Origin of the sequence: Sphingobacterium sp. T2 (genome assembly GCF_000814685.1) — a bacterium.
Taxonomy (GTDB): domain Bacteria; phylum Bacteroidota; class Bacteroidia; order Sphingobacteriales; family Sphingobacteriaceae; genus Sphingobacterium; species Sphingobacterium thermophilum.
In genome coordinates, this window is sequence record NZ_JXAC01000249.1 from 1 (window position 1) to 10,754 (window position 10,754).

12 protein-coding genes and 1 pseudogene are annotated in these 10,754 nt (G+C 41.7%); 11 read left to right on the forward strand and 2 right to left on the reverse strand.

The genetic code is table 11. The features are described from left to right. Positions 1 to 707, forward strand: a pseudogene (locus SD31_RS13375) (hypothetical protein); the annotation flags it as partial. Between the two features lie 13 nt (positions 708 to 720). Here SD31_RS13375 and SD31_RS13380 read toward each other — a convergent pair. Then, positions 721 to 1,440 (reverse strand): threonine aldolase family protein, encoded by a 720-nt coding sequence (locus tag SD31_RS13380; protein ID WP_262506648.1) that lies wholly within the window; start codon positions 1,438 to 1,440, stop codon positions 721 to 723. Beyond that, positions 1,431 to 1,745, reverse strand: a complete 315-nt coding sequence (locus SD31_RS20405) for a beta-eliminating lyase-related protein (RefSeq protein WP_262506647.1) — start codon at positions 1,743 to 1,745, stop codon at positions 1,431 to 1,433. Before SD31_RS20405 ends, SD31_RS13380 begins: the two co-directional genes overlap by 10 nt. A gap of 302 nt (positions 1,746 to 2,047) precedes the next feature. Between SD31_RS20405 and SD31_RS16275 the strand changes: the two genes are divergently transcribed. The 10 genes from SD31_RS16275 to SD31_RS21435 all read left to right on the forward strand — a co-directional run. Continuing rightward, positions 2,048 to 2,521 carry a serine hydrolase domain-containing protein gene (locus SD31_RS16275; protein WP_231561661.1) on the forward strand — a complete coding sequence of 158 codons (474 nt, stop codon included), beginning with the start codon at positions 2,048 to 2,050 and terminating at the stop codon, positions 2,519 to 2,521. Continuing rightward, positions 2,445 to 2,858, forward strand: a complete 414-nt coding sequence (locus SD31_RS17670) for a hypothetical protein (RefSeq protein ID WP_039054496.1) — start codon at positions 2,445 to 2,447, stop codon at positions 2,856 to 2,858. Before SD31_RS16275 ends, SD31_RS17670 begins: the two co-directional genes overlap by 77 nt. Before the next feature lie 230 nt (positions 2,859 to 3,088). Next, on the forward strand, positions 3,089 to 3,886 hold the full coding sequence (locus SD31_RS13395; protein WP_052259066.1) for an endonuclease/exonuclease/phosphatase family protein: 798 nt from the start codon (positions 3,089 to 3,091) through the stop codon (positions 3,884 to 3,886). Positions 3,887 to 4,041: 155 nt separating this feature from the next. Next, on the forward strand, positions 4,042 to 4,623 hold the full coding sequence (locus tag SD31_RS13400; protein WP_197053730.1) for an RNA polymerase sigma-70 factor: 582 nt from the start codon (positions 4,042 to 4,044) through the stop codon (positions 4,621 to 4,623). Between the two features lie 44 nt (positions 4,624 to 4,667). Next, the gene (locus SD31_RS13405; RefSeq protein ID WP_052259068.1) at positions 4,668 to 5,864 is read left to right on the forward strand and encodes a FecR family protein; all 1,197 of its coding nucleotides are present in this window, start codon (positions 4,668 to 4,670) and stop codon (positions 5,862 to 5,864) included. Positions 5,865 to 6,044: 180 nt separating this feature from the next. Further along, positions 6,045 to 7,478 (forward strand): SusC/RagA family TonB-linked outer membrane protein, encoded by a 1,434-nt coding sequence (locus SD31_RS19540; RefSeq protein WP_231561656.1) that lies wholly within the window; start codon positions 6,045 to 6,047, stop codon positions 7,476 to 7,478. Then, the gene (locus tag SD31_RS19545) at positions 7,433 to 8,623 is read left to right on the forward strand and encodes a TonB-dependent receptor domain-containing protein (RefSeq protein ID WP_231561658.1); all 1,191 of its coding nucleotides are present in this window, start codon (positions 7,433 to 7,435) and stop codon (positions 8,621 to 8,623) included. Before SD31_RS19540 ends, SD31_RS19545 begins: the two co-directional genes overlap by 46 nt. A 10-nt stretch (positions 8,624 to 8,633) precedes the next feature. Beyond that, positions 8,634 to 9,452, forward strand: coding sequence for a hypothetical protein (locus tag SD31_RS19550; protein WP_231561660.1), 819 nt, complete (start codon positions 8,634 to 8,636; stop codon positions 9,450 to 9,452). 11 nt (positions 9,453 to 9,463) lie between these two features. Beyond that, a complete protein-coding gene (locus SD31_RS13415) occupies positions 9,464 to 10,648 on the forward strand; it encodes a SusD/RagB family nutrient-binding outer membrane lipoprotein (RefSeq protein ID WP_082021975.1) in 1,185 nt (394 codons plus the stop codon). Beyond that, the coding region (locus SD31_RS21435; protein ID WP_410528271.1) for a SusD/RagB family nutrient-binding outer membrane lipoprotein at positions 10,551 to 10,754 on the forward strand (204 nt) is incomplete at its 3' end. The genes SD31_RS13415 and SD31_RS21435, both read left to right, overlap by 98 nt.

Consider the following 10,754-nt stretch of genomic DNA (forward strand, 5'->3'; position numbering starts at 1 on the left):
AGGGTAATATTTGTTGTACTTCTTATTTGGGTGTTTGTATCCTTATGGGAGGAGTTTATTTCAAAGAGACGCTACCTGTATCGAGACGACTGCAGGGCAATATGCTCAAAACTTATTCGTCTTTTGGTAAGGTGCTTAGAAACCGCAATTATCTCAATTATACCTTGTCCATAGGATTTACTATGGGGATGTTTTTCGCCTACTTAGCCTCCTCGCCGTTCATCTTTCAGAATATTTATAAGGTTACACCTTCTCAATACGGAATATTTTTTGCAGTCAATGCCGTGGGGCTTATCATAGGAAATAAGCTTATAGTACGCTTTGTGTCGGCAAGGCAGGCTTTTGCCTCTGCTAGCAGGTTAGCCTTAGCCACCACTATATTTATTGCGGTGGTGCTTTATTTTCAATGGCATGTGCTGGTGGTAGAGATTGCATTTTTTATCCTACTTATCGCCGTGGGAATACTACTACCTGCAGGAACATCTTTAGCCCTAAATCTCGAAAGAGAAAACAGTGGAAGTGCTTCTGCGCTCTTAGGGTTCTTTCAGTTTTTCATGGGAGGACTTATCTCTCCTTTAGTAGGAATAGGAGATATCATGCTTACAACCAGCATCACCATTTTTTTGACGGCATTGGTAAGCTTCTACTTTGCCAACAAAGCCATGGTTGTCTCTGATAAAGGACAAAAAGAGGTTATTTTCAGATAACCTCTTTTACTTGTTATAATAATTTTATTTCTTCAACAAACTCCAATACGATATCTTCGGGTGTTGCCCAGGAGGTGATAAGACGGATGGCGGCGTGGGTCTCATCAATATTTTTCCAGATGTAGAAATCGTACTTTTTCAGCAACTTAGTGATTTCCTGTTTGGTTAGTATGGGGAAAATTTGGTTGGTGGATGATTCGGTGAGGAAAGAGTAACCTTCACTACGAAAAGCTGCGGCAATCTTCTGTGCCTGCACGTTGGCATGTCGTGCCAAGTTAAAATATAAATTGTCACGCAGCAATTCCAAGAACTGAATCCCCAAAATGCGGCCTTTGGCGAGAAGTGCTCCACGCTGCTTTAATACATAGTCAAACTCTTCCCCCAATGACGAATCATTGAAAATTACGGCTTCACCTAGAAGAGCTCCATTTTTAGTGCCTCCCAAATAGAAAACATCCGTATACTGGGCAATATCTTCCAAGCTAAGATCGTTGTCGTCCGCCGTAAGAGCATGTCCAAGACGTGCTCCGTCCATGAAGAGTAACAAGTCTCTTTCCCTACAGTAGCTTGAAAGAGCCTCCAGCTCCGACTTATTATATATGGTGCCGATTTCAGTAGAATTGGAAATATAGACCATCTTAGGCTTTACAACGTGTGGACGTAAGCTATACTCTAGCAATACGCTTTCAAGATGTGTAGGACGGAGTTTTCCGTCTGCCGTCTCTACGGTGATAACTCTATGGCCAGTAGCTCAATAGCACCGGTTTCGTTAGCATAGATATGTCCGGTACGTGCACTGATTACCGCTTCATGAATACGCAATAAAGAAGCTATAACGGTGAGGTTGGTTTGTGTACCGCCGGAAAGGAAAAATATTTTCGCTTCCGGATTATTTATTTTGTTTTTAAGAATATGCTTGGCCTCTATAGAGTATTCGTCTTCTCCATAGCCTTGCTGCTGCACAAAATTGGTGTCTATAAGTTTTTGAAGAATTAACGGATGTGCCCCTTCCGAATAGTCATTTTTGAAATTATACATAAAAATAATTTTATCTTTAGCAAATATAGAGTACTGAATATTTATTTATCAATTAAGTTTATTTTTAAACGGTCTTCGGTTTAGGTCTTTAATGCAAATACATGAAAAAATTTTATTTTTAGAGGAATAAAATAACCTATGAAGCTGTTAGTCAGCATAGTAACTGTAGCTGTTTTTATATTCGTCTTTATAACTTTACAGAGTAAAAGTGTAATGAAGAAGCCGGAAGATCTTTTTAAAAGAGAAATCCATAAAGGGAATACACCTTCCATCGATATTTTTACTTCAGTAAGGATAGTATAATTTATTCTTATAAAGATGGTTATGCGGATGTTTCCCTCCGGAGAGCGGTAGATTTCAACACCACATACAATGCTTTTTCTGTCACCAAAACTTTTACCGCACTGGCCATCATGCAGTTGGCAGAAAAGGGACTTTTGGATATTAATAAGCCCGTAGTACATTATTTGGCGGATTTTCCGTACGGCGATAGCATCACCATAAAACACTTGCTTAGCCACACCGGAGGTCTTCCAAATCCAATTCCTCTTGCATGGATACATTTGGATGCAGAGCATCATAATTTTGATGAACAAGAATTTTTTCAATCTATTATTCAGAAAAATGCTAAATCCCAAGCTCTTCCGGGTGTAAAGTTCAATTATTCAAATTTAGACTATGTTATTCTTGGAAATTTGATTGAAACAGTATCTGGTACGTCTTTTAAGACTTTATGTGGAAGACCATATTATAGCAAAGCTTGCGATAGACAATGAAGTACTTGGGTTTACTATACCTCACCCCGCTAATCACGCAAAAGGATACCACCCAAAGTGGTCACTAACAAATATGGTGCTGGGCTTCTTTGTGGACAAGAAAAAATTTATGGCTACCACAGAAAGAAAGTGGAGGGCCTTTAATCTGTTTCATGTCAATGGCAGTGCTTACGGCGGACTGATAGGCCCTCCAATGGCCTTTGTCAAGTACATACAAGCTTTATTGACCAAAGATTTGTTGATCTCTGATTATTATAAAATTGTCTTTTTGAAGAGCAGTTCATTGCTAAAGGCAGGAAGACAGGTATGTGCTTATCGTGGTTTAAGGGCCGGCTAAATGGTCATACTTACTATTGTCACGCAGGAGGTGGAGGTGGTTATTATTCTGAAATTAGAATTTATCCTGAGTTGAACCGTGGTAGTGTCATTTTCTTCAACCGTTCGGGAATGAAAGATGAACGTTTTTTTGGATAAGGTAGATTGTATTTTTTCTTGATGAAAAGCTTCGGTGATAATTTCCTATATAGGCTATTAATCTTATCTTTATATAAACCTAAACATTATAGAATGAGGAAAATCTATTTTCTGCTTTTCTTATTATTGTATGTCGGCGCTGCAAGTGTTGCTCAGCATAAGAAACTCCGTGTGATGAGCTACAATATACGTATTGCCAGTCCTCCGAGTAAAGGGTGGGGTGTTACGGAGCTCGACTCTATTGCTGCTGTCATAAACAGACATCCTTGCGACCTTATAGCTTTGCAGGAGGTGGACAGATTTACCCGTCGTTCGGGCAAAGATTCCGACCAAATTGCTGAGTTGGCCAAACGTACAGACATGCATTCTTTCTTTGCCAAAGCAATAGACAGAGAGGGAGGGGACTATGGCGTTGGGGTGCTATCACGCTATCCTATTGTAGAAGCACATGCTTATCGTATCTTTCCGCATGATACAGTGAAGCATGAAATACGTGCACTGGCCGTTATCAAGGTGCGTGTAGCAAAAGAGGACATCATCTTTGCTTCCTTCCACCTGGATCATCTGAGCCATGAGGTGCGTAAAAATCAACTGGAACAGATTTTTTTCCATTTGGAAAAGTATAAAAATTTTAAAATTATCTTTGGCGCAGACCTGAACATCCATGCAGATAATGCATTGCTGGATGAATTCTCACAAAGAGGATTTATCATTCAGAAAGAAAATCTGAAGACGTTGACCTTTTCGACATCAAAACCACGTGTAACCTTAGACTATCTTATTGGAAACAAAAAATTTTATAAAAACGTAAAAGATGTAACCTTTGAAGTTTTGCATAAGGAAAATTATGCTTCAGACCATTTTCCCATCATTCTAACATTGTCTTATTAATAGCGCATACTGTAAAAGTTTTAAGAAAATGTATTTTCTGGTCTTTAATTCTGTTCTGTAAAAACAAGAAAAAATAATCGCTCTTGTTTAGTTTGTCGAAAAGTTTTAGCTTAGTCCCGCCAAAAAACTGCGATAACATTATAAACCACAAACCATTGGGAAATATCGGACACATACTATTGTCAAAACCGGCCAGTCACCACCATGAGTTGATACGGAGTTTGTTCGATCAGTTGTATGACCGTTTGGTATTTTTTGCTGTGCAGATGATTGAGGATGAGGATGCTGCAGAAGATATGGTGCAAGAATCTTTCGTACAGCTATGGAAGCACATCGAAGAAGTGCAAGGCAATTCCATCGCATGTAAGCAATACCTTTATCGCTCTGTAAAAAATCAATGTCTAAATTTCGTAAGACATGCCAAGGTCGTGGAAAAATATCGCAGTGAAGCCATCAAAGACAAAACCTCCTTCATTGAAAATGCTGTGGTAGACAGCATCATCCGCGCTGAAGTCCTTTCTCACGTTCAGTTGGCACTTGACGAGCTGCCTGAACATTATAGACTTATTTCGGATTTAAGCTATGTAGAAGGTAAGAAAAATCATGAAATTGCCGATGAGCTCGGAATTTCGATAAACACCCTCAAAAAGCAAAAACAGAAAGTCTTACATCTACTTCGTCTTAAGCTGACATCGTTGTTTTCATTCCTTCTTTTCTTATTTAATGCAATAAATTAAACTTTTTATTACCCACTTTTTATTCTTGCGTGTCTTTATGATATATGCAAGAGGATAAAGCTATACATGATGCATTACGGAGAAGCGAATTAATTCTCAAGTACATCGATAAGAATATATCGGAAAGTGAGTATCGTGAATTGATGCAGTGGGTTAATGCCGATCCGCAGCATAGAGAATTGTTTGACTCTTTGGTGCGTGATTCCCAAAAGGAAGATCGCAAAGGCGCTTGGAGGAAAAGGAACAAAGAGAAAGCCTGGAACAACATTGTGTTGCGCAAGGAAGAGAAACATCCCTTGCGAAAAACATATGTCCGCTTTGCGGCAGCGGCTGTCGCTGCCATAATGCTAATGGGGGGGATATTTTATTATGTATCCCAACCGCAAAATGAGTATACGGTCGGTTTACAAAAGCCAGCGGAGGTATCCAGCGATATCATGCCGGGAAGCAACAAAGCTGTTCTGACCTTGTCTGACGGCAGACAAGTACTGTTGGATAGTGTAGGACAAGGTGTATTGACGGCAGATGGAGGCAGCGAAATCATCAAGTCGGAAGACGGAAATATTGTATATGCTCGTAAGGAAAATACCGTAGCGGCAACATCTTACAACAGTATTTCCATCCTCGAGGGGGAATGTATAAGGTGGTGCTGGCAGATGGTACAAAGGTGTGGCTCAGCTCAGAGAACAAGTCTAAAATATCCGGTGGAGTTCAGCCACAAGGAGCGCAGGGTACAGCTGTCGGGAGAAGCTTACTTTGAGGTGGCCAAAGATGTTCATAAGCCTTTTATCGTGGAGGCTCAAGGCGCAGAAGTCAAAGTGTTGGGGACGCAATTCAATGTAAATGCTTACAGCAGTCACAGCTTTGTGAAGACTACGCTGGTGGAAGGAGCAGTAGAATTCCGATATGACCGTGAGGCTGTAAAATTAAAACCCGGACAGGCAGCATTAGCTTCCGAAGGTCAGGGGATTTCAAACGTTTCTTATGCTGACGTGGAGAGAGACATTGATTGGAAAAATGGTTTTTTCATCTTCCGGGATGAGGAGCTGGAGAGCATCATGACGCGCATAAGCCGATGGTATGATATTGAGGTTCAATATGAGGATGAAGCATTGAAAAAGCAAGTTTTTGGAGGTAAATTTTCCAAAAACAGCACACTGTCAGAGCTTCTTAAAAGTATGGAACTCACCGGAACTATAAAATTCAAGAGACAAGAAAGGAGGGTGACTGTTATGCGTTAAGAGATAATGTACTGGCAGTTTACTAAAAATCGAGAGAGGTGGAAGCTCTCCCGACTTTTTGAGTGTAACAATAACCAATTGATTTATAAACCAATAGATTAAACAACTTCATTCAAATGTATAAAAAATGTCTCAACATATACAATTCTAATTGTATATACATAAATTTTTTTCTTGAAGATGAAACTCTGTTTCGTAATACTCATCACTGCCTTTTTGCAATTGGCAGGCGCAAGTACTTATGGACAAAAATTCGATTTTTCGAAGAAGAATGTCACGCTGAAGCACATTCTGCATGAGTTAGAGTCCAAGACGGGCTATAACTTCATCTATAATTCCAATGTTTTGCCTTCGGATAAGTTGATTTCTGTAGAACTTAAAAATGCTACGATCAACGAAATCCTCGATAAATCGTTGGAAAATCAACCTTTGTCCTATACCATCAACGGCAATACTATTGTTATTGTCAAAAAAGAGAAGCCTGCGACGCAACAGCAACAACGTCCTGTCGTTAAAGGTAAAGTTACCAATGCCAATAACGAGCCACTGTCTGGTGTGGTGGTAAATGTGAAGGGAACGAATATCGTAGAGCAAACGAATGCTAGTGGTGAATATACCATCCGTGCCAACGATACTAAAAACACTTTGGTCTTCACTTTACTTGGCTATAAAAGTACAGAAGTGGTGATAGGTGACAGAAGCACTATCAATGTGTCCTTACAGCAGCAAAAGATGGAAGTGGAGGAGGTCGTCGTTACGGCGCTGGGTATAAAGAGAGAAGAAAAATCTCTTGGTTATTCGGTAACCAAGGTTAGTGGCGACGAACTGATGGATGCCGTTTCCAACAACTGGACTGACGCCTTGTCGGGAAAGGTTGCCGGCTTGAATCTCATCAAATCGGGAGGAGGACCTGCCGGAACAAACAAGATTATATTGCGTGGTGAGAGCTCCTTAAGTGGCAACAATGCGGCACTTATCGTGGTGGACGGTGTAGTGGTTAACACGACCATCACAGAACCTAACGGCGCCTATTTAGGTACTGAAAATCCTATAGATCACGGTAACGGTCTTTCGGACCTCAACCCGGAAGATATAGAATCCGTGTCGGTGTTGAAAGGTCCGGGAGCTGCTGCTCTTTATGGTTCACGTGGCTCTAACGGCGCTATCATCATCACCACGAAAGCGGGAAAGCCTGCACAGAAAGGGTTGGGAATTTCCTTTAACTCCAATTCTACTTTTGGATTCATCAACCGCTGGCCGGATTTCCAATACGAATATGGTCAGGGAGCGATAGGCAACGACCGCTATTATTCGTATGGTGCTACCGAAGATGGATCCAACACACGTAATACCAGCGCGGCATGGGGGCCTAAATTTGCCGGACAGGAGTATTATCAGTTCGACCCTAATGTGTTGGGAAGAGGTGCTGAGCGCACACCTTGGGTGCCATACAAAAACAATAGAAAGGATTTCTTCGATATTGCTCAGACTTTCACCAACAGCATTTCTATCAGTGGTGGAAATGCACGAACTACATCCCGCTTAAGCTATACAAATCTTCAGAATAAATGGATTGTCCTAATACGGGGTATTCACGTAACACTTTGGCATTGAATGTAAGTCAAAAGGTCAACGATAAGCTCGAAATCTCTACCAAGATGAGCTACATCAACAAATCTTCGGACAACCTGCCGTCAACGGGTTATAACAACCAGACGGTGATGTACAACATCTTGGTGCTAGTTCCTAATGCCGACCTAAACTGGTATAAAAAATGGTGGAAGCCAGGACGTGAAGGTCTAGAGCAAATCCGTCCTTTCAGCAACGGCTTGGACAACATCTTCCTTATCGTTAATGAGATGCTTAACGCCTCTAACCGTAATCAGCTAATCGGAGCTATCAATGCAACCTATCAGTTCAACAACAACTTGAACCTGATGGTGCGTACCTCCACAGACTGGGCTAGTGAGTCCCGCTCTCAAAAGAGACCTAAGGATACTGCCCGTTTCCCTGACGGTATGTACCGCACACAGGATATAGACATGATGGAGGTAAATGCCGACTTTCTTTTGAACTATAAGCGTAAGCTGTCATCGGCTTTTGAAAGCAACTTTTCGTTCGGTGGATCTTACATGATCAATCGTTACAAGATGATTGGTCTGTCGGCCGACCGCTTAAGATATCCTGGAATTTATACTTTTGCCAACCGTCTGGACCGCGTGACCTCGACATCAACGACTAAAGAATATGCTACAAGCAGCCTTTACGGTATGGCACAATTCTCGTATAACGACTACCTTTTCCTAGACATCACCGGACGTAATGACTGGGCTTCGGTATTAGCCTCGGAAAATTCAAAAAATAATATCAGCTTCTTCTATCCTTCGGTGAACTTAAGTGCTGCCATGAATGAAATCTTAAATCTTCCAAGAAAAATTTCATTCTGGAAACTTAGAGCTTCTTATTCGCAGGTAGGAGGTGGAGGTGTGACACCATATCTTACTAGTTACAACTACGTGTCAAAAGAAGCTTATCCTTCGGGGATGGCAAACCCTACCTATATTGCAAACCCTAATCTGAAAAACGAGCTTTCAAAAACTATAGAGGTAGGAACAGACTTCCGCATGTTCAACAGCCGTCTAGGAATTGATGCTACCTATTATGTAAGTAATGTACATGATCAGATTTTGCGTGTTCCGGTAGATCGTGCTACAGGATACAGCTATATCATGATGAACTCTGGAGAGATTCAGAATTAAAGGTTTTGAGTTGCAGATATCAGGAACGCCTGTCAAGGTGAATAAAGGGTTAACTTGGGAGGTAGCAGGTAACTTCTCTACCAATCGCAATAAGGTAATTTCTTTGGCGGATAGTGTTTCTACCTATCTGATGCAAAGTGGTCCTCGTGGTACCATGGAAGCCCGTGTGGGTGGAAGAATGGGAGACTTGTACGGCCTAGGCTACAAGCGTAATCCGGAAGGAAAGATCATCTACAACGCTCAGGGCTACCCTACTTTGACGGAAGATATCCTTTATTTAGGAAATGCAACCCCTGATTTTACGTGGGGTTTTACCAACACCTTTAAGTATAAGCAGTTCAGATTGAAAGTTCTGGTGGATGGTCAATATGGTGCTGTTGCGTACTCCCATACTCACGTTATAGGCTCTACAATGGGTAAGTTGAAAAACACATTACCAGGACGTTACAATGGTATAATTGGTGATGGTGTGCAGGTGAATCCTGATGGTACTTATAGACCGAATGATGTCGTAGCCGAGCAGATTGGTACGTACTATAACGAACATTTCAAGAGCGACAATGTGGAGGCTAACACCTTTAATACGGACTTCATCAAGCTGCGTGAGGTGCGATTCGACTATACGCTACCTGCTAAATTCTTAAAGAAATCAAAATTGCAGCGTGCCGTAATAGGGGTATATGGAAGAGACCTCTTCACATGGAGTGACTGGCCAGCATATGATCCGGAATTCGGAACATTGGCCAACAGCGATATCCAGCGTGGATTTGAGGTAGCTCAGTTCCCTTCAACAAGAAATTTCGGCTTGAACCTGACTGTTAGTTTTTAATCTGAACAATCATGAAAAAGATTTTTGTTAATATACTTCTTGCTACCAGCTGCCTTGTTAGTTCATGTACTAAAGACTTTATTGAACTTAACACAAGTAAGGATGGAGCTAAATTTACTACTCCCGAAACATTACTCGGACCTGCAATACACGATGTCATAAAACGTAACCTCAACAGATGCTTACGGTTGACACATGAGCTTATGCAGGTACATGTGGCCATCTCGGATGCAGACGAAATCCACCGCTATGTAATACGTCCTCAGGAGTCGGACTATATGTGGAACAACTGGTATCTGCAGCTGACAAACATTCGCGACATCTATGTCGGTGCTGAAGCGGTCAACAGTGATGCTTACAAAGCTATTTCACTGGTGTTGGACGCTTGGGTATCTTCACTCATTACCGATGTATACGGGGATGTGCCTTACTTCGATGCCAACAAAGGACGTCAGCTGGTATTGCAGCCTAAGTTTGACAGACAGAAAGATATCTACGAAGACTTGTTCCGCAAGCTGGAAGAGGCTAACGAGCTTTTTAAGACCGCTTCATTAACTGATGACGAAAAGTCGTTAGATCCTCTTTATAAGGGAGACCTTACCAAATGGCGTAAGTTTGGCAATTCGCTATATCTACGTCTGCTGTTGCGTGTTTCAGGTACGGGAGAGCTCGGAGCTGTAGAGAAAATCAAAGAGATAGTGGATACACGCAAGTCCAACTATCCTATTTTTGCCAACAACAATGACAGTGCGATTTTGCGTTTTGAAACCACAGCGCCATATCTTTCGGAATTCCATGAATACCGTAACGTAGACTTCGTCACCAACAGTGGCTATACTACCTTCTTCATCGACAACCTGAACAACTGGAATGACCCTCGTCTGGATAGATGGGCTTCAAAAAAGGACGGTGTCTTTGAAGGTATCCCTAGTGGATATCCTGTAGGTCAGGTACCTTCTCCACGTTCACAATACTTGGAAGCATTAAAACAAGAGCCGCTCTTGGGTAACATCATGAACTATGGCGAACTAAAGCTTATCCTTGCTGAATGTGCGTTGAAAGGCTACATCGACGGTGATGTGGAGACCTTCTATAAGGATGGGGTGTCGGCAGGTAGTCACCCTGTGGGGAGGAACTGTTCCGGCCAACTACTTCGTTACCACTTCTGCAGCTTGGGATCCCTATACCAACGATGATCGTAAACTAGAACGTATCATCCTACAAAAATACTATGCCTTGTTCTTCACAGATTTCCAAAGCTGGATAGAGCATCGCCGTACAGGATTCCCAACCTTRCCTAAA

Bases quoted from the DNA above. Each gene is read 5' to 3' on its own strand.
- SD31_RS13415 (WP_082021975.1), top strand. From the start codon at position 9,464: ATGAAAAAGATTTTTGTTAATATACTTCTTGCTACCAGCTGCCTTGTT.
- SD31_RS13395 (WP_052259066.1), top strand. From the start codon at position 3,089: ATGAGGAAAATCTATTTTCTGCTTTTCTTATTATTGTATGTCGGCGCT.
- SD31_RS20405 (WP_262506647.1), bottom strand. From the start codon at position 1,745: ATGTATAATTTCAAAAATGACTATTCGGAAGGGGCACATCCGTTAATT.
- SD31_RS19540 (WP_231561656.1), top strand. From the start codon at position 6,045: ATGAAACTCTGTTTCGTAATACTCATCACTGCCTTTTTGCAATTGGCA.
- SD31_RS13405 (WP_052259068.1), top strand. From the start codon at position 4,668: ATGCAAGAGGATAAAGCTATACATGATGCATTACGGAGAAGCGAATTA.
- SD31_RS19545 (WP_231561658.1), top strand. From the start codon at position 7,433: ATGGATTGTCCTAATACGGGGTATTCACGTAACACTTTGGCATTGAAT.